The sequence below is a fragment of the Pantoea sp. S61 genome (genome assembly GCF_016625145.1).
Taxonomy (GTDB): Bacteria; Pseudomonadota; Gammaproteobacteria; order Enterobacterales; family Enterobacteriaceae; genus Pantoea; species Pantoea rwandensis_B.
This window is the reverse complement of sequence record NZ_JACVUO010000002.1, coordinates 73,722-93,587: the sequence shown is the minus strand read 5'-3', so window position 1 is coordinate 93,587 and position 19,866 is coordinate 73,722. Positions and strand designations below refer to the sequence as shown.

At 54.6% G+C, this 19,866-nt stretch carries 17 protein-coding genes; 7 read left to right on the top strand and 10 right to left on the bottom strand.

All coding sequences use genetic code 11. From position 1 onward, the window contains the following. The first annotated feature begins 140 nt into the window (after positions 1 to 140). A complete protein-coding gene (gene lpdA / locus IAE30_RS05820) occupies positions 141 to 1,565 on the top strand; it encodes a dihydrolipoyl dehydrogenase (protein WP_038650261.1) in 1,425 nt (474 codons plus the stop codon). Positions 1,566 to 1,709: 144 nt separating this feature from the next. Here the strand turns inward: lpdA and IAE30_RS30405 are convergent, their stop codons facing one another. Both IAE30_RS30405 and IAE30_RS05810 read right to left on the bottom strand, forming a co-directional pair. Then, positions 1,710 to 1,856 carry a Hok/Gef family protein gene (locus IAE30_RS30405; protein ID WP_139810742.1) on the bottom strand — a complete coding sequence of 49 codons (147 nt, stop codon included), beginning with the start codon at positions 1,854 to 1,856 and terminating at the stop codon, positions 1,710 to 1,712. 271 nt (positions 1,857 to 2,127) lie between these two features. Continuing rightward, positions 2,128 to 3,036: a LysR family transcriptional regulator gene (locus IAE30_RS05810; RefSeq protein ID WP_200678487.1), complete on the bottom strand. Its 909-nt coding sequence runs from the start codon at positions 3,034 to 3,036 to the stop codon at positions 2,128 to 2,130. Between the two features lie 98 nt (positions 3,037 to 3,134). On the opposite strand from IAE30_RS05810, the gene IAE30_RS05805 reads away from it, so the two are divergent. The 3 genes from IAE30_RS05805 (at position 3,135) to yacL (ending at position 7,502) form a co-directional block, all read left to right on the top strand. After that, entirely contained in the window at positions 3,135 to 4,130 is a 996-nt protein-coding gene (locus IAE30_RS05805; protein ID WP_200678485.1) for an aldo/keto reductase, read from the top strand. Positions 4,131 to 4,367: 237 nt separating this feature from the next. Then, positions 4,368 to 6,965 (top strand): bifunctional aconitate hydratase 2/2-methylisocitrate dehydratase, encoded by a 2,598-nt coding sequence (acnB, locus tag IAE30_RS05800; protein WP_200678483.1) that lies wholly within the window; start codon positions 4,368 to 4,370, stop codon positions 6,963 to 6,965. A gap of 174 nt (positions 6,966 to 7,139) precedes the next feature. After that, the gene (gene yacL / locus IAE30_RS05795; RefSeq protein WP_038649027.1) at positions 7,140 to 7,502 is read left to right on the top strand and encodes a protein YacL; all 363 of its coding nucleotides are present in this window, start codon (positions 7,140 to 7,142) and stop codon (positions 7,500 to 7,502) included. A 289-nt stretch (positions 7,503 to 7,791) separates the two neighbouring features. Here the strand turns inward: yacL and IAE30_RS05790 are convergent, their stop codons facing one another. The 6 genes from IAE30_RS05790 to IAE30_RS05765 all read right to left on the bottom strand — a co-directional run bounded on the left by IAE30_RS05790 (position 7,792) and on the right by IAE30_RS05765 (position 14,768). After that, complete coding sequence (locus IAE30_RS05790) at positions 7,792 to 8,835, bottom strand: cyclase family protein (protein WP_045832767.1); 1,044 nt, start codon at positions 8,833 to 8,835, stop codon at positions 7,792 to 7,794. Further along, positions 8,832 to 10,169, bottom strand: coding sequence for an MFS transporter (locus IAE30_RS05785; RefSeq protein ID WP_200678481.1), 1,338 nt, complete (start codon positions 10,167 to 10,169; stop codon positions 8,832 to 8,834). The genes IAE30_RS05790 and IAE30_RS05785 overlap by 4 nt, the downstream gene beginning before the upstream one ends. 70 nt (positions 10,170 to 10,239) lie before the next feature. Next, a complete protein-coding gene (locus IAE30_RS05780) occupies positions 10,240 to 11,559 on the bottom strand; it encodes an MFS transporter (protein ID WP_038649020.1) in 1,320 nt (439 codons plus the stop codon). Positions 11,560 to 11,709: 150 nt separating this feature from the next. Further along, a complete protein-coding gene (locus IAE30_RS05775; RefSeq protein ID WP_200678479.1) occupies positions 11,710 to 12,663 on the bottom strand; it encodes a phosphoglycerate dehydrogenase in 954 nt (317 codons plus the stop codon). 54 nt (positions 12,664 to 12,717) lie between these two features. After that, positions 12,718 to 13,602, bottom strand: coding sequence for a dihydrodipicolinate synthase family protein (locus IAE30_RS05770; RefSeq protein WP_045816812.1), 885 nt, complete (start codon positions 13,600 to 13,602; stop codon positions 12,718 to 12,720). A gap of 17 nt (positions 13,603 to 13,619) precedes the next feature. Beyond that, the gene (locus tag IAE30_RS05765) at positions 13,620 to 14,768 is read right to left on the bottom strand and encodes an iron-containing alcohol dehydrogenase (RefSeq protein WP_200678477.1); all 1,149 of its coding nucleotides are present in this window, start codon (positions 14,766 to 14,768) and stop codon (positions 13,620 to 13,622) included. A 189-nt stretch (positions 14,769 to 14,957) separates the two neighbouring features. Between IAE30_RS05765 and IAE30_RS05760 the strand changes: the two genes are divergently transcribed. From IAE30_RS05760 to IAE30_RS05750, 3 genes are read left to right on the top strand one after another with little or no spacing between them, the layout of a single operon-like run. After that, a complete protein-coding gene (locus IAE30_RS05760; RefSeq protein WP_200678475.1) occupies positions 14,958 to 16,229 on the top strand; it encodes a four-carbon acid sugar kinase family protein in 1,272 nt (423 codons plus the stop codon). After that, the gene (locus IAE30_RS05755) at positions 16,222 to 17,202 is read left to right on the top strand and encodes a D-threonate 4-phosphate dehydrogenase (protein ID WP_034829583.1); all 981 of its coding nucleotides are present in this window, start codon (positions 16,222 to 16,224) and stop codon (positions 17,200 to 17,202) included. The genes IAE30_RS05760 and IAE30_RS05755 overlap by 8 nt, the downstream gene beginning before the upstream one ends. Positions 17,203 to 17,208: 6 nt before the next feature. Further along, the gene (locus IAE30_RS05750) at positions 17,209 to 17,970 is read left to right on the top strand and encodes a DeoR/GlpR family DNA-binding transcription regulator (protein WP_038649008.1); all 762 of its coding nucleotides are present in this window, start codon (positions 17,209 to 17,211) and stop codon (positions 17,968 to 17,970) included. 112 nt (positions 17,971 to 18,082) lie between these two features. On the opposite strand, the gene speD is transcribed toward IAE30_RS05750, so the two are convergent. Both speD and speE read right to left on the bottom strand, forming a co-directional pair. Next, the gene (speD, locus tag IAE30_RS05745; protein WP_045816815.1) at positions 18,083 to 18,892 is read right to left on the bottom strand and encodes an adenosylmethionine decarboxylase; all 810 of its coding nucleotides are present in this window, start codon (positions 18,890 to 18,892) and stop codon (positions 18,083 to 18,085) included. A gap of 5 nt (positions 18,893 to 18,897) precedes the next feature. Next, the gene (gene speE, locus IAE30_RS05740) at positions 18,898 to 19,761 is read right to left on the bottom strand and encodes a polyamine aminopropyltransferase (RefSeq protein ID WP_045816816.1); all 864 of its coding nucleotides are present in this window, start codon (positions 19,759 to 19,761) and stop codon (positions 18,898 to 18,900) included. Positions 19,762 to 19,866: the final 105 nt, after the last annotated feature.

The following is a 19,866-nucleotide window of genomic DNA, read 5'->3' as shown; positions in this document are numbered from 1 at the left end:
AAGCATTCGGAGTTGCCGCGGTTGGCAGTTTATTAACAATTCTGTAAACTCTTGCGGTGAAATGTCCCGGTGGATTTAGGGCATGCAGAGCCTGGGATAGGCTCTACGTCTGGCCGCCGGCAATCTAATAAGAGGTCATGATGAGTACAGAGATTAAAACTCAAGTCGTGGTACTTGGGGCAGGTCCTGCAGGTTACTCTGCAGCCTTCCGTTGCGCTGATTTAGGTCTGGAAACCGTAATCGTTGAGCGTTACAGCACCCTCGGTGGTGTTTGTCTGAACGTGGGCTGTATCCCGTCAAAAGCGCTGCTTCATGTTGCGAAAGTGATCGAAGAAGCCAAAGCACTGGAAGAGCACGGCATCGTGTTTGGCCAGCCGCAAACTGACATCAACAAGATTCGTACCTGGAAAGAGAAGGTCATCACTCAACTGACTGGCGGTCTGGCCGGTATGGCGAAAGGCCGTAAAGTGAAAGTGGTTACCGGTCTGGGTAAATTTACCGGCGCGAACACCCTGGTGGTGGAAGGTGAGGGTGGCGCAACCACCATCAACTTCGATAACGCGATCATCGCTGCCGGCTCTCGCCCAATCGAACTGCCTTTCATTCCACACAACGATCCACGCGTGTGGGACTCTACAGACGCGCTGGAACTGAAAGAAGTGCCTAAGCGTTTGCTGGTTATGGGCGGCGGCATCATCGGTCTGGAAATGGCCACCGTGTATAACGCGCTGGGTTCAGAGATCGACGTGGTTGAGATGTTCGACCAGGTTATCCCTGCTGCTGATAAAGACGTGGTGAAAGTCTTCACCAAACGTATCAGCAAGAAATTCAACCTGATGCTGGAAACCAAAGTGACCGCTGTTGAAGCGAAAGACGATGGTATCTACGTATCAATGGAAGGTAAAAAAGCCCCGGCTGAAGCACAGCGTTATGACGCAGTGCTGGTAGCAATCGGCCGTGTGCCAAATGGCAAAGGTCTGGATGCGGGCAAAGCGGGCGTGGAAGTGGACGACCGTGGTTTCATCCGCGTCGATAAGCAACTGCGTACCAACGTGCCGCACATCTTCGCTATCGGCGATATCGTCGGTCAGCCAATGCTGGCGCACAAAGGTGTGCATGAAGGCCATGTGGCGGCAGAAGTGATTTCTGGTCTGAAGCACTACTTCGACCCGAAAGTGATCCCTTCTATTGCCTATACCGAGCCAGAAGTTGCCTGGGTTGGTCTGACCGAGAAAGAAGCCAAAGAGAAAGGCATCAGCTACGAAGTTTCCACCTTCCCGTGGGCCGCTTCTGGTCGTGCAATCGCTTCTGACTGCGCAGACGGCATGACGAAGCTGATCTTCGACAAAGAGACTCACCGTGTCATTGGTGGTGCGATTGTCGGTACCAACGGCGGCGAGCTGCTGGGTGAAATCGGTCTGGCGATCGAGATGGGCTGTGACGCAGAAGACATCGCACTGACCATTCATGCTCACCCAACCTTGCATGAGTCAGTGGGTCTGGCGGCTGAAGTGTTTGAAGGTAGCATCACTGACCTGCCAAACCCGAAAGCGAAAAAGAAATAATTTTTCGTGCTAAATAAAAAACGGCTCCTTAATGGAGCCGTTTTTTATTACGGTTTCTATTTAATTAAAACGATAAATAAGGCGCTGGAGCTAACGCATAAGCCCTGCCGGAAATAGCAGGGGCGAACCCCTGCTATTGAAGTTTTACTGCTTAACTTCGTAAGCCATTACCGCAGATAATTCAGCAGCGAATATCTTAAATCGTAACTCACAAAGTGTATTACGATTCACCAGGCACAACACTAATAACATGAGCCCGCCGATAATCAGCTTGCTGAATGATAACTTCATAATCACTTACTCCTTGCATTAGCACGAGCAAGCAACTACCCTAACATTGCTTAGGTGTTTCGGGTAGTTGCCTGCTCGTGCGGTTGATGAAAATTGACCGCATGAGTTTCTCCTTCCACAACCCACCTCAATTGATAATGCTTGAGGCAGATTGCCTCAAGCGCCCGCAGGCAGTCTACGCGATTTCCTTTTTATTTCACGTTTAAATTATCTTTAATTTCAATTAAATTTATCGGTTTTATTATTCGCCTTTAGTTAAAGGTGTTAGGTGTTACCTTAATTTATTTTCAATATTTTTAATCCAGTCAATAAAATGCCTGAGCGGTGCGGAAAGGTATTTCCTGCTGGGATAATAGAGCCAGAATCCTTCCTCAACCTGGGTATAATTAGCCAGTATTTCAACTAATTCCCCTTTGGCTAAAGCCGTGTGGACGGCATCCTGATGCAAAAAGGCGATACCTAATCCGGCGCGAGCCGCTTGCAGAATGCGCTCGTTATTATCCAGCACCAGTGAGCCTTTTACCGCCACTTCCTGTTTGCGCCCATCCTGCCAAAATTCCCAACGATAACGACGTCCGCTGGGAAAGCGTCTTTCAATGCAGGGAAACTGCAATAGCTCTGCCGGGAACTGCGGTACGCCATGTTGCGCAAGAAAAGCCGGGCTGGCCACCGCCAGTGCCCGCATCGGCTTGCCAAAGGGCACGGCGATCATATCCTGCGCCAGCACATCGCCATAGCGCACGCCCGCATCAAAACCGCTCTCAACGATATCGACCAGTGCGTCATTGCTGTCGATCTCTAGCGTAATCTCCGGGTAGCGTTGCACAAACGGCAGTATCAGGGACTGAAAAAACAGCGCCTCCGCGGAACGCGGCATGCTGATGCGCAACACACCACGAGGATCGCTACGCCAGTCATTCAGTTCATCCACCGCTTGTGAAAGATCGGCCAATGCAGGCTGGATGCGCAGCAAAAATCGCTCGCCGGCTTCGGTCAGTGCCACCTTGCGCGTGGTGCGATGTAACAGCCGTACTCCTAAACGCGCTTCAAAATTGCGCATGGCGTGGCTCAGGCTGGAGGGCGTCACGTTACGCTCCTCAGCGGCTTTGCGAAAACTCAGATGCTGCGCGATAGCGGCAAACATCTCCAATTCCTGCATTGATGCACGGTAGTTGTTCATTGCTGAGTTCCATTCACTAAATCAACGAAAATCGCACAATTGTTGCTGCGATTGCTGAGGTTTATAACATTAACACCGTAAGCGAAGAGGATAAATCAATGCAACAGCGCCAATTAGGCAGTCAGGGATTACAGGTTTCAGCGTTAGGATTAGGCTGCATGGGCATGAGCTTTGCCTATGGTCAGAATGATGAGAAGCAGGCGTTGAATACGCTGGCACGCGCGTTTGATCTCGGTGTCAATTTCCTCGATACCGCTGAAGTTTATGGTCCCTTCACCAATGAAACGTTGCTGGCTAAAGCGATCAAAGGCCGCAGTGATATCAAGGTCGCCACCAAGTTTGGTTTCCGCATCACCGATCATGGTGAGGGCTGGGAGCGTATTACCGGTGCCAATAGCGAACCGGCGCATATCCGCCGCGCCGTGGAAGGTTCACTCCAGCGACTCGGTGTCGAAACCATTGAATTGCTGTATCAGCATCGTCTTGATCCGGCCGTGCCGATAGAGGATGTGGTAGGCGTGATGGCGGATCTGGTGCGTGAAGGGAAGGTGAAGTATCTCGGCTTATCCGAAGTCTCATCCACCACTTTACGCCGCGCGCAGGCGGTGCATCCGATCTCCGCCCTGCAGAGTGAATACTCGCTGTGGACGCGCGATCCAGAGCAAGAGCTTCTTGCGACCTGCCGTGAGCTGAATATCGGATTTGTCCCTTACAGTCCGTTAGGCCGAGGTTTCCTCACCGGCAAATTCCCGGCGGCGGCCACGCTGGCGGACGATGATTTTCGTCGCTCCCTGCCGCGTTTCCAGCAGGACGCACAGGCGCATAACCAGAAGTTAGTGAATCAGCTCTCAGGGATGGCTGCAGGTTATGATGCGACGGCAGCACAACTGGCGCTGGCATGGGTGCTGGCGAAAGGTGAGGATATTGTGCCGATCCCTGGTGCCAGTAAAATTGCCAATCTGGAACAAAACTGTGCTGCGGCTGCTCTCACCATTCATTCGGCAGATATTCAGGCCCTGGATACGCTGTTCAATCCAGAAAACATTCAAGGTGAGCGCTACAACGAAAGCGAGTTCACCCTGGTCGATCGCTAATTTCTAGCTCTTAAAACACAAAAAAGCAGGCTCAGGTGGCCTGCTTTTTTGTGTGATCGCGCTCAATCTCCAGATAAATCTGCTAAATAACGCACGGATGTTGCTTTTTTGTAAACAGATTAACAATCAGCCGAAATGCTGCTATGCTGGCCGACGCGGAACCGGGCACCTCACCCTACTGTTTGACAGCTCAAGGGGTGTACCGGAAAGCTATACAATGAGAGCGAGGAGAACGTCGTGCTAGAAGAATACCGTAAGCACGTTGCCGAGCGTGCTGCCCAGGGAATCGTACCTAAGCCGTTAGATGCTTCCCAAATGGCCGCGCTGGTTGAACTGCTGAAAAACCCGCCAGCGGGTGAAGAAGAATTCCTGACCGATCTATTGGTCAACCGTGTACCCCCAGGTGTTGATGAAGCGGCTTATGTAAAAGCTGGTTTCCTGGCAGCTGTCACGAAGGGCGAAGCCCTCTCTCCTCTGGTTACTCGCGAAAAGGCAGTTGAACTGCTGGGCACCATGCAGGGTGGCTACAACATCCATGCCCTGATCGAAGCGCTTGACGATGAAGCACTGGCTCCGATTGCCGCTGAAGCCCTGTCCCACACGCTGCTGATGTTCGATAACTTCTACGATGTCGAAGAGAAAGCGAAAGCGGGTAACCCCCACGCGAAAAAAATTATCCAGTCCTGGGCCGATGCAGAGTGGTTTCTGAAGCGTCCTAAGCTGGCTGAAAAAATCACCACCACCGTGTTTAAAGTGACCGGCGAAACCAACACCGATGACCTCTCTCCGGCACCGGATGCATGGTCACGCCCGGATATTCCACTGCACGCACTGGCGATGTTGAAAAACCCACGTGATGGTATCGAACCCGACGATGCCGGTAACATTGGGCCGATCAAACAGATCGAAGCACTGCAGAAAAAAGGCTTCCCACTGACCTACGTCGGTGATGTTGTGGGTACAGGTTCTTCCCGTAAGTCTGCCACTAACTCAGTATTGTGGTTCATGGGGGATGACATCCCTTACGTGCCTAACAAGAAAGGTGGCGGCCTGTGCCTCGGTGGTAAAATTGCTCCTATCTTCTTCAACACCATGGAAGATGCGGGCGCGCTGCCAATTGAAGTCGACGTTGACCGTCTGGAAATGGGCGACGTCATCGACGTTTACCCTTACAAAGGCGAAGTGCGCAATCACGAAACCGACGAACTGCTGGCGACCTTCGAGCTGAAAACCGAAGTGCTGCTGGATGAAGTGCGTGCCGGTGGTCGTATCCCACTGATCATCGGCCGTGGCCTGACCACCAAAGCACGCGAATCTCTCGGTCTGCCGCACAGCGATGTGTTTGTGCAGGCGAAAGATGTGGCTGCCAGCACCCGTGGTTACTCACTGGCGCAGAAAATGGTTGGCCGTGCCTGTGGCGTTGAAGGTATCCGTCCGGGTGCCTACTGTGAACCTAAAATGACCTCTGTAGGTTCTCAGGACACCACCGGTCCAATGACCCGTGATGAACTGAAAGACCTGGCGTGCCTCGGCTTCTCATCCGATTTGGTGATGCAGTCATTCTGTCATACCGCAGCCTATCCTAAGCCGGTTGACGTGACCACGCACCACACCCTGCCAGACTTCATCATGAACCGTGGTGGTGTCTCACTGCGTCCTGGCGATGGCGTTATCCACAGCTGGCTGAACCGTATGCTGCTGCCAGATACCGTGGGTACCGGCGGCGATTCGCACACCCGTTTTCCAATCGGTATCTCCTTCCCGGCAGGTTCTGGTCTGGTGGCATTTGCTGCTGCGACCGGCGTAATGCCACTGGATATGCCTGAGTCAGTACTGGTGCGCTTCAAAGGCGAAATGCAGCCGGGCATCACCCTGCGCGATCTGGTTCACGCCATCCCACTGTACGCCATCAAAGCGGGTCTGCTGACCGTTGAGAAGAAAGGGAAGAAAAACATCTTCTCTGGTCGCGTGCTGGAAATCGAAGGTCTGCCGAAACTGAAAGTTGAGCAGGCATTTGAGCTGACGGATGCATCGGCTGAGCGTTCTGCGGCGGGCTGTACCATCAAGCTGGATAAAGAGCCGATCATTGAGTATCTGAACTCAAACATCGTGCTGCTGAAGTGGATGATCTCCGAAGGTTACGGCGATCGTCGTACGCTGGAGCGCCGCGTTGAAGGCATGCAGAAATGGCTGGCGGATCCGCAACTGCTGGAAGGCGATGCGGATGCAGAGTATGCGGCAGTGATCGATATCGATCTCGCCGAAATCAAAGAGCCAATCCTGTGTGCGCCAAACGATCCAGATGATGCACGCTGGTTGTCTGATGTGCAGGGCGAGAAGATCGATGAAGTGTTCATCGGCTCTTGCATGACCAACATCGGTCACTTCCGTGCAGCCGGTAAACTGCTGGATGCGCACAAAGGCCAGCTGCCAACCCGTCTGTGGGTTGCGCCACCAACCAAGATGGATGCCGCACAGCTGACGGAAGAGGGCTACTACAGCGTCTTCGGTAAGAGCGGTGCGCGTATCGAGATCCCAGGCTGTTCACTCTGCATGGGTAACCAGGCGCGTGTGAAAGACGGTGCGACAGTGGTTTCCACGTCAACCCGTAACTTCCCGAACCGTCTGGGTACCGGCGCGAACGTGTTCCTGGCTTCGGCTGAATTGGCTGCAGTAGCATCCCTGCTGGGTAAATTGCCAACGCCAGATGAGTATCAGCAGTTTATGGTTCAGGTTGATAAGACGGCGGCAGATACTTACCGCTATCTCAACTTTGACCAACTGGGTCAGTACACCGAGAAAGCTGACGGCGTGATCTTCCAGACCGCTGTTTAATCGGCGCGAAGGATGAAGAGGGGACGATGCGAATCGTCCCCTTTTTTATGCACTTTTTTCCTCAGGCATCACCTGGCATAATGCGAGCGCGATCCCACTTTATTCAGCGCGCTACGCACAAAATGCACCTAACCGGTGCTGCACGTCGCGCCATTAGCTACACGAGGCAAACCCATGGAGTATGAATTTCTGCGTGATTTGACCGGGCAGGTCAAAGTACGTATGTCGATGGACCACGAAGCGGTGGGGCACTGGTTCAATGAAGAGGTCAGCGATAATCTGGCCCTGCTGGATGAAGTGGAAGCGGCAGCGCGGGAAGTGAAGGGCACCATCAATCAGTGGCAGCGTGTCGGACATGAGTACACCATCTGGCTGGATGAAGAAGAGGTGATGATCCGTGCCAACCAGCTGGCGCTGGAAGATGATGGCATGGAAGAGGGCATGACCTATTACGACGAAGAGAGCCTGTCGTTTTGCGGCGTGGAAGATTTTCTGGCGGTGATTGCGGCTTATCGGCAGTTTCTCGCCGGTAAGTAAGTTGGATACACGTACATGTCGTGGTCAAAGTCTGTGACGCCAAGCCTGGCATTGTTTTCGTCGGGTGCGCATTTATGCGCACTTGGTAAATTGTGTTGCTGTTTTTTTGCTGCCGGGCTTGGTGCTCGGTCCAGAAAATCCCCGCCCGATCGCAAAGGAATCACGCATCCATGCTGATCGACCGCCACATCCATGTGGCGAACGCTTTGCTCTTCGGGCGAGGCTTCTCTGTCCTGTTGGATTGATCATCGCTTTATTTGGAGCGATCTGCCACAACTCTGCACACAACCTAAACCGTCGCCACCGGGGTGGCGGGCGATCCCACCGCGCCCGGTAAACGCAACGGTGGGGCGGTGAGCAGAAACGCATGGCGCTGGTGCTGCGCCAGCCAATCCGCCAGCGGACTGAGTAACATCAGCTCGCCGAGATACACCCCCAATCTGAACAGACATAGATCATGCAGTGGATGGGACGGATAAAAATCATCGTTCATTGGGCGTGCCGGTAAAATTTCCACCGCCGGATTATCGGCAATCAGCGCCACTACGCCGCTCTCGACGATCCAGTTGCGTAGCTGCTCATCACTGCCATCCAGACCCGCAAAGTGGCTGTTCAAAAACGTCATATCCGGCTCGCCCTGCATCGCCAGAATCGCTTCATCCATGCCGGTGCGGAAACACACCATGTCGCCCTGGCGCACCTCGATGCCATCTGCCTGGAGGATCTGCTGCAGATGCTGATAGCCAAAGGCAAACCGTTCAGTGCCGAAGTGACGTTTAATATCAATCATCACGGCGCGGCCTTGCATGCCGTGCTGCGCCACATTTTCGATGCCGAGTTTCTTTGCGCCCAAATGGCTGCCGTGATCGCAGCCGCAACCGCCGCGATAATCAGTTTCCCCAACGATATCCACATTGGCTTTGTAGCCGTTGTAAAACACCATCTCCGGTTCGCCGTTGCCGTTGACGTCAAACCATTGCCCCATGTGCGCCAGACTGTCCCACTGCGTCGAATATTGCAGCGCCAGCGTCACGGTATCATCACAGATCACATCGGTGAGCAGCGGGTTATCACGCGACAGCGGATAGGTCATATTGGCATGTTCGCCACGGCGTGTCGCATTGAGCTGAGGCGGCGGCCGACGCGGATTCATCGCCGTGCCGCCCGGTAGATCGAGCGGTAAACTCAGGCAGAAAGTTTGCCCGGTTTTCACCTCGGCTACGCCTTCCAGCACCTTTTGCGCGGTTAAAAGATTCAATCGACCGAGCTGATCGTCGGGACCAAAATCTCCCCAGGTCGCCTGTGCCGGGCGTTGCTTCCAGCGAGCATTCATACTTCTCTCCTTAAGTTGCCTTCCAGTGCTGCGGCAGATTCGGTGCCCATCGGCTGCACACGCGGCAGCCAGAAGGCGTAAATCAGCGCCCCCACAACACCGATCACCCCGGCGATCTCCAGTGGGATCACAAAGGAGTGCGTGTATTGCATGATCACCCCGATCAGGATAGGCGAAATAATCCCGGCCAGATTGGCCGCCATGTTCTGGATACCGCCGATGGTGGCAACGTTAGCGCGGTTTGGCGCGACATCTGACGGCAGCGCCCACAGCGCGGCAGACGCAAAGGTGGCGGCGAAGTTGGCAAAGCAGAGTGCTGCCAGCGCCAGGCCAACAGTGGGGGAGAACGCCGCGAGACCGATGGTAGCGCTACCGAGCATGCCGCCGACCAGCGGGATCTTGCGCGCCACGCTCAGCGAGTAACCGCGACGCACCAGTGAATCGGACAGCAACCCGCCACACCAGCCGCCCACAATCGCCGCTAGTCCAGGCAGCATGCCGAGCAGGCCGAATTTCATCAGTGACAAGTGAAAGGTTTCCACCAGATAAGTTGGGAACCAGGTAAAGAAGAAGTAAGAAACGAAGTTAATGCAGAAGAAGCCGGCCATCATCGCCTGTACGGCACGTTGGCCCAACAACTGGCGCACGCTCATTGGATCGCCGGTTTGTGGATCCTGATTGGCCTCAATGAACTCCACTTCCTCACGCGTCACCGTTTTGTGATCGCGCGGATCGCGATACCACAAATACCACGCCAGCGCCCACACTACCGCCACCACGCCGGAGATGACGAAAGTCATACGCCAGCCGACCAACGCAATCAGGAAGGAGATAATCGGAATCGCCAGCGTGCCGCCGATTTTACTGCCGTTGTTGAAAGTGGCCGCCGCGAAGCTGCGCTCCTGACGTGGGAACCAGCGTGTTACCGTTGAAGAACTGGCGGGATAACTGGGGGCTTCTACCGCGCCGAGCACAAAGCGGAAGCCCACCAGTGCGGCAATAGAACTGGCCAGGCCACAGGCGGCGGTGGCTAAACCCCAGCCAAGGCTGCTGACGGCAAAAGTGATGCGTGGACCGAGTTTATCGACCAGCCAGCCGCCGGGCAGCTGGAACAGTACATAGCTCCAGAAAAACGCCGAGAGCAATAAGCCGCTGTCTGTGGGCGAGAAGTGCAACTCCTGGCTCATAAACGGCATGGCGACACTCATGGCGGCGCGATCGATGTAGTTGATGGCGATGCCAACTGACAGCACCGTGAGAATGACGAAACGAAATTTCCCTTTCGCTTTACTTGCCTGAATTGCAGCAGGTGATCCATTGGAATTCAGCGACATGTCGCCTCCAATTGTTTTTTATTTTCTGTAGGGGAAACGCCGCATCAGGACGATGCGGCGAGTTTGGCACTTACGCGCCGCTTACCACGGAGTGTGGATGATGCGCCTGTTCCTCATCCACGATAGGTTCAACTTTACCCATCAGGAACAGGTAGTTAACAATACCGATAACCACTAATACAGCAGAGAACACCAGCGCCCAGGTGAAGTGGCCTGTCGCCCCGACGATAGCGCCGGTAATGATGGGACCCACGGCACCGCCCATGTTCGAAACGGTATTTTGCAGGCCCGCCACAATGGAGACGCTGTTCTGTGGTGCCACATCGCCTGGTAGCGCCCAGACCTGAGAAGCCGCAACGGTGGTACCCGATTTAGCGATACACAGCAGCAGCACGGTCATAAATACCGAGTCAGTGAAAGGGGCAAAACCGATGCACAGTGCCATCAGCAGACCAATCGTCAGGAACAGCTTGCGCGTAGCGGTCAGCGACAGCACCTTGTTGTGCACCATGCGATCCGATGCCCAACCCGCCAGCACTTCAATCACCATGCCGCAAATCAACGGCAGTGCAGCGACCATCCCCATTTTGAGGAAATCCATGCCTTTATCTTTCACCAGGTAGGTCGGCAGCCAGGTGATAAAGAAGTATGAGGTGTAGTTGATGGTGAAGAAGCCAATGCACATTGCCCAGATATTGCGGTAGCGCAGCAACTTGTACCACTTCATCGGACGGACGCTTTTGTCGCCGTGTTTCTGCGCCTGACCATCACGGATAAAGCGCACTTCTTCCTGGCTGATCGCTTTGTGATCTTCCGGGTTTTCCGAATAAATGAAGTACCAGGCAATGACCCAGAACACACCGAGTGAACCGATCACCAGGAAGGTGATGCGCCAGTCGAACATGGCGATCATAAACACGATCAGCGGCATGGCAACGGCACCGCCAAATTTCGATGCGCTGTCGAACAGGCCTGACACCGTGGCACGTTCGCGATCCGGGAACCAGCGTGCGGTGATACCCGCGTTGCTGGGGTACGCGGCGGCTTCACCGACGCCGAGCGCTAAACGCAGCGCCAGCAGTGATTTAAAGCCGGTTGCCAGCCCCATAGCCATGGTAGCAATTGACCACCAGGCCACCGCAATACCGAGACCTTTTTTCTGACCGAAGCGATCGGCGAACCAGCCCGCCGGGATCTGCAACAGCGCATAAGACCAGAAAAACGCTGCCATGATAAAGCCCATCATCTCGGGATTGATGTCGAGCTCTTTGATCAAATGCGGGGCAGCCGCAGAGAGTACGGTACGGTCAATATAGTTAATGGCGATTGCCAGCCACATCAGGCCAGCAATCCACCAGCGAATGCGGGTAGAGCGAGAGGTGTTGTTCATAATATTTTTCACCTTCCCGGCGTCTTTCGTGCGATAGCGGCGTTGACGGCAATCATTTACCCCACTCGTCTGGGGGTAAATGACCTTATCACTGGCTACAGCATTCATGACTGGGGATTAAAATTTGGATTAAGTAGGGTTTTGAGAAAATTAATCCAGCCCGTTCATAACATTTGTCGGGCGCTCGCCCTGTTTAATGCACTGCACAATCTGCGCGACGCAGCGTTCACCAATCGCGCTGATGGCGCCGTCGGTGTAACCCGCGATATGCGAAGTGGGGATAAAGTTGCTGAGCGTGAACAGCGGATGTTCCGCCAGCGGTTCCTGCTCGAAGACATCGGCAGCGGCACCGGCGATGACGTTATCCAGCAGCGCCTGATACAAATCTTGTTCGTTGACGATGCCACCGCGAGAGGCATTGATCAGGAAAGCGCTCTTCTTCATGCGCTTGATGCGGGCAGCATCGAACAGATTCTGGGTTTTATCGGTGAGCGGCTTGTGCAAGGTGATGAAATCGCTGCTTTCGGTCAGATGATCAAGGCTGACGAATTCGATGCCATGTTCGGCAGCAAATTTTTCATCCGGATAAAAATCGAACGCAATCACGCGCATATTGAAGCCTTTGGCACGCAGCGCGACCTGTTTGCCGATATTCCCGAGGCCGATAATACCCAGCGTTTTGCCATACACATCGGTGGCAAAGATGCGCGGCCAGTTGCCGGCACGGGTTTCAATGGCGGCCTGCGTGATCTGACGCGCGCTGTTGAGGATCAGGGCAAAGGCGAAATCGGCCACGGCATGTTTGTTGGCATCTGGCACATTGGTGACGTAAATGCCGCGTGCGCGGGTGGCATCCAGATTGATGTTGTCGACACCGACGCCATGCTTACACACGATCTTCAGCTGAGGCGCTTGCGCCAGCAGTGCTTCGTTCACATCGGTGAAGGCAACGATCATCGCCACGGTCTCGGCCAGATGCGGTTCCAGCGCGCTGAGCGGTGCATCGGCGGGCAGCGTGATCAGCTCAAAACCATGCTGTTGCAGGGTGTTGATAGGTGCAGCGTCGTATTTGGCGAAAGACGGTGAAGTACAGATAACTTTCATAGCGTTTCCCAATCCTGGTGTTGGAGCGGGCAGCAAAGGCTGCCCAATCGGTCTTTACTGCAGATACTGATTCACGATCTGGCGGATCTTCTGCTCTTCTTCGGCAGAGAAGCTCACCGCATAGCGGCTGTTACCCACATCTGAACCCAACAGTGAAACGGCTTTCTTCACGGTAGCGGGCGGGAAACCGACGCTGTAGAGATCGGTACGCAGGCCAGTAATGTTTTCCTGCGCCTGACGCGAGCCTTCAATATCACCCGCGTGGAAACGTGCCCAAATGGCGTTGATCTCTTTCGGTGCCACGTTGGCGAGACCCGAAATACAGGCGGTGCAGCCTTCTACAAAACCACGATGGATCAGCGAATCTGGACCGGTCAGCACGTTGAAGTTCTCCATGCCTTCCGCAGCCTTAAGGAAACCGCTCAGACTTTCATAGCTGCCCGCGCTGTCTTTAATGCCGATGATGTTGGGATGCGAAGCCAACGCACGCACGGTTTCCGGCTGCAAAGTGTTGCCGGTGCGCGCAGGGATGTTGTACAGATACAGCGGCACTTCAATTGCATCCGCTACCGCGCGGTAGTGCGCAATCAACTCTTCCTGCTTCAGCGGCACGAAATACGGGGTGATCACTGAAACCGCATCCACGCCCAGTTTGGCGACTTGCTTGCCGAGACGGATGGTTTCACGGGTGGAGATTTCACCGATGTGTGCAACCACTGGCGCCGCGCCGTTCACTTCGTCCACGCAGGTTTCAGTGACCGCTAATTTCTCCTGCTCGTTGAGCACAAAGAACTCACCGTTGGTGCCGCCGCAGAAGATGCCGTTGCCGGCGCTAAGCTGACGTTGTACCTGCAGGCGCTGAGCCGCGGGATTAAATGCACCTTCACTGTCAAAGGTGGTGACGATGGCGGTTAATACGCCCTGAATTTTCTTGCTCATGATGCCCTCATTAATCCTTAGTGATTCAAAGCCGGAAAGAGTGTCAGGTAGACGTTTCGTACGTCATCGGCGCTCACTTTCATCGGTACATTCTTCATCAGGCGCTGCACGTCGAGCGCGGCTTCAACCAGATACGGCAGATGATCCGGGCCGATGCCCAGTTCTTCGAGGCTGGCAGGCAGTTTGAGACGTTTCACCAGCGCGGCGAAATACTCCACCAGCGCGTGTGATTTCGCCTCTTCATCCAGTGAGGCATCGGCGTCCGGCAGCAGATCGTAGGCCTGCGCGAATTTGCTCACGGCAGCGGGGCGCACAAAGCGCATGCACGGTGCCAGCAAAATGGCGTTCGCCACACCGTGCGGCAGGTGATATTTGCCGCCCAGCGGATAGGACATCGCATGCACCAGATGGGTGCCTGCGTGGGCAATCGATGCGCCACCGTAATAAGAGGCCCACAGCATGTTGAGGCGCGCTTCGAGGTTGCCTGGTTCAGCAATCGTGGTCTCAAGGCTGGCAAACAGCTTTTTCATGCCGATCAGCGCATAGTTATCACTCACCGGATTGGACACGGTGGCGGTAAAGCACTCGATCAGATGACACAGTGCATCAATACCCGTCGAAGAGGCGATATGCGGCGGCATGCTGGTGGTCAGTTCGGGCACCAGTGCGACATAATCGGGCAGCATAATCGGAGTGATGATGCCGACTTTGGTCTCTTTCTCTGGGATCGCCAGGATCGCGTTCGGCGTGGCTTCGGAGCCCGTACCGGCAGTCGTCGGGATCAACAGTGACGTGGTGCGGGTCAGGGGTTTCTCACCGGCGAGCAGGGCATCCAGTGTCGGCGCACCGTCAACGCACAGAATGGACAGCAGTTTGGCGACATCCAACACGCTGCCACCGCCCACGCCAATTACCAGATCAATGTCGGTTGAGGGTAACGCGGCCACAATGGCAGCGACATCGTGCTGGCTCGGCTCGGGTGGCACGTTGTTCACAATGCTCAAACTGCTGATCTGCTGCTTCAGCTGCGCGATCAGCGACTGAACCGCTGGAATGCCTTCGATATTTTTATCGGTTACCAGAAGGGCTTTTTCTTTACCCTGCAGCAAATAGCTGAGGTCATTAAGCGCCTGAAAGCCACTGATCACGGTGCTGTTGATATTCATTTCATACCCTTATCGCGTTTTTTTCGTACTAAATGATTAACTTTGCTCATTCAGTGCGGGTTCTGTCACTACATTGCCTAAATTTATAGGACAAATTGATTTCAAATAATTTGATCTTGCTCACATATAATCAATCGTGATTGAATATAATCAATCTCAACACGGCGAGCTGCCGGCAGAGGAAAGAGAATGACTTCACAGCCATGGAAAACACCCGTCTTAGTGATTGCGGATGATTTTACCGGTGCCAATGACGCTGGTAGCGGGTTGGCACGTGCGGGTGCAAAGGTGCATGTGTTGTTTGATAGCCGCACGCCACACGATGCTAACAGCGCCGATGTGCTGGTCATCAGCACCGACAGCCGTGCAGTCAGCGCGTCAGAAGCCGCGCATCGTACAACGCTAGCATTGCAGCAGCATCAGGCGATTGCCCAGGATGGCTGGCTGTTCAAAAAGATTGATTCCACGCTACGTGGCAATCCGGGCGCAGAGATAGAAGCGGCGTTACACGCCAGCGGAAAAACCTTAGCGCTGGTGGTACCCGCAGTGCCGAAACTGGGCCGCACCACGCGTGAAGGTGAAGTATGGATCAATATGCAGCGTCTGACGGACACCGAATTTGCCAGCGACCCGAAAACCCCGGTGACCAGTAGCCATGTGTTAACCCGCCTGCATATGCAGAGTGATCTGGCCGGTGAAACCCTGGATTTGGCGACGGTGCGCAGTGGCAAGCTGGCACAAGTGCTCGCCAGTAAGCAGGGCCTGGTGGTGCTGGATGCCGAACAGGATGCTGACATTGCGCTGATCGTGGCGGCGGCGGCGAGTTTATCCACACGGCCTCTGCTGGCCGGCGCTTCCGGATTGGGTGATGCCCTGGGCGAATATCTGGCGGCGCGTCCGGCCAGGCCGGTGCTGGCAGTGGTGGGTTCCATGAGCGCCATCGCACAGCAGCAAATCGCCCACCTTGCGACCCAACGTGACATTCGCATTATCGATATTGATATCCGTCAGCTGTTTGCTCAGCCCGCGTGGCCGCAGGCTGTCGAGTGGCAGCAGGCGATGCAACAGGCCCTACGCGACGGCACACACTGCGTGGTGCGCACCACACAGCATGCAGAGCAACGCCATGAGATTGAACAGCTGTGTCAGCAACATCAGGTGTCACGTCAGGAGCTGGGAGAACGCATCTGCCACTTCCTCGCCCAATTGACCCAGAACGTTTGCCGCCAGGCCTTGCCTGCCGGGTTGTATCTTTCGGGCGGCGACGTGGCGATTGCCGTCGCACAGGCGCTCGGCGCCAGTGGTTTTCAGATTCAGGGCCTGGTGGCGGGCTGTGTGCCGCACGGGGTTCTGCTAAATAGCGAATTACACCTGCCGGTGATGACCAAAGCGGGTGGCTTTGGTGACGAAAACACCCTGGTAGAAGCCATCCGTTTCATTGAGGAGAAGTCGAGTGAATAAAATTATTGCGGTGACCATGGGCGATCCGGCGGGCATCAGCCCGGAGATTATCATTAAAGCGTTAGCGGAAGGCGACCTGGCGGGGATCCCGGCGGTGGTGGTCGGCTGTGCCAGCACGCTGCGTCGGGTGATGGGATTGAACATTACGCCGCAGGCAGAACTACGCGTGCTGGATAACGTCAAAGACGCGCATTTCGCACCGGGCATCATCAACGTTATCGATGAACCGCTGGCCAATCCTGAAGCGTTAAAACCAGGCGTGGTGCAGAAAGAAGCCGGTGATTTGGCCTGGCGCTGTGTGAAACGCGCCACCGAACTGGCACTGGCCGGTGAAGTGCACGCGATCGCGACAGCTCCACTCAATAAAGAAGCACTGCACTCAGCAGGGCACATTTATCCGGGACACACCGAACTGCTGGCGCAACTGACCAACACGAAAAACTACGCCATGGTGCTGTACACCGATCATTTGAAGGTGATCCACGTCACGACGCATATCGCGCTGCGTAAGTTCCTCGACACCCTGAATGGCGATCGTATCCAGACGGTGATCGGCATGGCGGATACCTTCCTGCGCCGCGTCGGTTTCGACAAGCCGCGCATTGCCGTAGCCGGGGTGAATCCGCATGCGGGCGAAAATGGCCTGTTTGGTGACGAAGAGATCACCACCGTGGCACCGGCGATCAAAGTGATGAAAGAGCAGGGTATCGATGTTTATGGCCCGTGCCCGCCGGATACGGTGTTCCTGCAGTGTCAGCAAGGTCAGTACGATATGGTGGTGGCGATGTATCACGACCAGGGGCACATCCCTCTGAAATTGTTAGGCTTTTATGATGGCGTCAATATCACCGCTGGCCTGCCGTTTATCCGTACTTCCGCGGACCACGGTACGGCGTTTGATATCGCCTGGACAGGTAAAGCGAACTCTGCGAGCATGGCGATCTCCATTAAACTCGCGATGCAGCTAGCATAGGGAAATATGAAGGGACAAAGCCGTCTCGACCAGATTATGGACTATCTGAAAAGTCATAATCTGGTCACTGTAGAACAGCTGGTGAGTGCGATCTCGGCTTCACCGGCGACGATCCGCCGCGATCTGATCAAGCTCGACAAGGAAGGCGTCATTAGCCGCAGCCATGGCGGAGTGACGCTCAATCGTTTTATTCCTGCGCAGCCGACCACGCTGGAAAAAATGCAGCGTAATCTGGCAGAGAAGCAGGCCATCGCGCAGTTTGCCGCCAGCTATGTGCAGTCGGGTGACTCCGTCGTGCTGGATGCTGGCACCACCATGCTGGAACTGGCGCGCCAGCTCACGCATCTGCAACTGCGAGTCATCACCGCCGACCTGCATATCGCGCTGTTCCTGTCTGAATTCAAGCAGATTGAAACCACCATTATTGGTGGCCGTATTGATGACTCCAGCCAGTCTTGTATTGGTGAGCATGGCCGACGCCTGCTGCGCGGCATCAATCCGGATATCGCCTTTGTCAGCTGTAACTCGTGGAGTATCGAACGCGGTATTACCACGCCGACGGAAGATAAAGCCGGTCTGAAGATGGATCTGCTGGCGAATGCACGCCGCCGCATCCTGCTGGCTGACAGCAGTAAGTACGGTTCCTGGTCGCTCTACTGCGCCGCGCCGATTGATAGTTTGACCGATGTGGTGACGGATGCGCGTCTCGACGACGCAGTTTGTCGCGCTTTGCGTGAGCGTGGCATTGGTTTGCAGCTGACAGCCTGATGCAACAAGGTCGCCATCAATGGCGACCCTTCAGCAAGAGATATAACCCAGTGCTAGTCCTGCAACGACACTTGCTTGCGCAGGGTGTGCATCGGGCGTTAATCGCCACCCACTACGATAGCTTCAATCCCGTCGCCGGAATATTGCGGCCGTAATAGATTTCACGCATCTCTTTCCACAGCAGATTGGTGATGCGCTTGTGCTCCTGCGGGCTGAGCTCTTCAGGCTTGGTATTAAACAGGTAATATTTCAGGTCAAACTCCTTCAGTAACATCTTGGTGTGAAAGATATTTTCCTGATAGACGTTCACATCCACCATGTCGTACATCGACTTCATATCCTCGGACATAAAGTTCTGAATCGAATTGATCTCGTGATCGATAAAGTGCTTTAGGCCATTCACATCGCGGGTAAAACCACGCACACGATAATCAATGGTAACGATGTCAGATTCCAGTTGGTGAATCAGATAATTCAGTGCCTTAAGCGGCGAAATCACGCCACAGGTGGAGACTTCGATATCGGCGCGGAAGGTGCACAATCCCCCCTCAGGATGGCTTTCTGGATAGGTGTGCACGCAAATATGGCTCTTATCCAGATGCGCCACCACCGAATTGGGGAGCGGACCCGGATGCTCAGATTTGTCGATATCCTGCGGGTTGATCGGCTCTTCGCTGACCAGAATCGTGACGCTGGCACCCTGCGGTTCATAATCCTGACGCGCGATGTTCAGCACGTTGGCACCAATGATAGAGCAGGTTTCAGTCAGGATTTCGGTGAGGCGATTCGCATTATATTGCTCATCAATATAGGCGATGTAGCCATCACGTTCGGCTTCGCTGTTAGCGTAGCAAATATCGTAAATACAAAAACTCAGGCTCTTCGTCAGATTATTGAAGCCGTGTAGTTTCAGCTTTTGCAATTTCGTCACTCCTCACACGACAAGGCATTCAGCAGATATTGCGGTAAGGCAAAGCTACCGACATGAATCGCGGGATTGTAGTAGCGGCAGCGCAGGCCAGCGTCGTCAAAGCGTGATTGCAGGGTGGCTGCATCCCACTGGCGTAGTGTCTCGTTGTCGCTTGCCCAGGCAAACGTCATGATACCGCCGTAATAGGTGGGGACCGCCGCCTGATAAAAGCTGACGTCAGAGAAGTAGTGACTGAGTTTGCGATGGCTGTTGATCGCTTCTTCCTGCTGCAGGAAACAGACGCCGTTCTGTGCCACAAAGATTCCGCCGGGATTTAGCGCCTGTTTACAACCCGCATAGAATTCGGAGGTAAACAGACTTTCGCCGGGACCGATGGGATCGGTGCAATCGGAAATAATGACGTCGAACTTCTCTTGCGTCTGGGTGACGTAATTCACACCATCATCAATCACCAGGTTCAGACGCGGATCGTCATAGGCACCGGCGCTGTGATTGGGCAGATACGTCTTGCAAAAACTCACCACGCCGGCATCGATCTCAACCATGGTGATCTGTTCAATCGTTTGGTGACGTGAGACCTCGCGCAGCATGGCACCATCGCCACCGCCAATGATTAGCACGCGTTTCGCCTTGCCGTGCGCCAGGATTGGTACGTGGGTCATCATTTCGTGGTAGATGAACTCATCGCGCTCGGTGGTTTGCACCACACCGTCCAGCGCCATGACACGACCAAAAGCGGCATTTTCAAAGATCACCAGATCCTGATGCGCCGTTTTGTCGCGATAGAGCAGTTTATCTACCGTGAAATACTGTCCAAATCCGGCATGAAGCGTCTCATACCACATTTCATTCTGGGCCATGATGGGGCTCTCCTCGAAAGTCATCGCCATGAAATTAGGGGAAAAAGCATAGCGAAATATGACCGTGGTTGCACGGTCAAATCTTCAGCAGCAGAGCGGGATGGC

Coding starts and splice junctions, on each gene's coding strand:
- IAE30_RS05775 (WP_200678479.1), bottom strand. CDS start 12,663: ATGAAAGTTATCTGTACTTCACCGTCTTTCGCCAAATACGACGCTGCA.
- yacL (WP_038649027.1), top strand. CDS start 7,140: ATGGAGTATGAATTTCTGCGTGATTTGACCGGGCAGGTCAAAGTACGT.
- IAE30_RS05790 (WP_045832767.1), bottom strand. CDS start 8,835: ATGAATGCTCGCTGGAAGCAACGCCCGGCACAGGCGACCTGGGGAGAT.
- IAE30_RS05805 (WP_200678485.1), top strand. CDS start 3,135: ATGCAACAGCGCCAATTAGGCAGTCAGGGATTACAGGTTTCAGCGTTA.
- IAE30_RS05760 (WP_200678475.1), top strand. CDS start 14,958: ATGACTTCACAGCCATGGAAAACACCCGTCTTAGTGATTGCGGATGAT.
- IAE30_RS05810 (WP_200678487.1), bottom strand. CDS start 3,036: ATGAACAACTACCGTGCATCAATGCAGGAATTGGAGATGTTTGCCGCT.
- IAE30_RS30405 (WP_139810742.1), bottom strand. CDS start 1,856: ATGAAGTTATCATTCAGCAAGCTGATTATCGGCGGGCTCATGTTATTA.
- speE (WP_045816816.1), bottom strand. CDS start 19,761: ATGGCCCAGAATGAAATGTGGTATGAGACGCTTCATGCCGGATTTGGA.
- IAE30_RS05765 (WP_200678477.1), bottom strand. CDS start 14,768: ATGAATATCAACAGCACCGTGATCAGTGGCTTTCAGGCGCTTAATGAC.
- IAE30_RS05750 (WP_038649008.1), top strand. CDS start 17,209: ATGAAGGGACAAAGCCGTCTCGACCAGATTATGGACTATCTGAAAAGT.
- IAE30_RS05770 (WP_045816812.1), bottom strand. CDS start 13,602: ATGAGCAAGAAAATTCAGGGCGTATTAACCGCCATCGTCACCACCTTT.
- IAE30_RS05780 (WP_038649020.1), bottom strand. CDS start 11,559: ATGAACAACACCTCTCGCTCTACCCGCATTCGCTGGTGGATTGCTGGC.
- lpdA (WP_038650261.1), top strand. CDS start 141: ATGAGTACAGAGATTAAAACTCAAGTCGTGGTACTTGGGGCAGGTCCT.
- IAE30_RS05785 (WP_200678481.1), bottom strand. CDS start 10,169: ATGTCGCTGAATTCCAATGGATCACCTGCTGCAATTCAGGCAAGTAAA.